At 66.2% G+C, this 263-nt stretch carries 1 protein-coding gene; it reads right to left on the bottom strand.

Annotation, left to right across the window (positions count from 1 at the left end; all coding sequences use genetic code 11):
• Positions 1 to 263 (bottom strand): inositol monophosphatase family protein (locus tag SB772_RS42220; protein ID WP_410838802.1); only part of this gene is annotated, 263 nt, incomplete at both ends.

Raw genomic sequence — 263 nt, 5'->3', positions numbered from 1 at the left:
CCAGCCAGCCGCCCGCTGGCGACCTGCGCCAGCATAAGCGCACCGGATCCATTGCGGATGAACATGCCGCCCGCTTCCAGAAGCAGTTCGATGAAGGCGGAAACCTGCCGGAGCGGAATACGGAAATTGGCGCCGACGCCGAGCAGGCCGGTCGAGATACTGGCGGTCCCGGTCACATGCATGGGCCGCCCGTTGAGCTGCGCGCCTGCGCCTTGCTTGGCAACGAAAAGGTCGCCTGTCGACGGCTGGCAGATCAGCCCGAG

It is taken from the genome of Paraburkholderia sp. SIMBA_030 (assembly GCF_046535245.1).
GTDB lineage: Bacteria > Pseudomonadota > Gammaproteobacteria > Burkholderiales > Burkholderiaceae > Paraburkholderia.
Note: the sequence above shows the minus strand (reverse complement) of the source record. Positions and strands in the feature narration are given on the sequence as shown.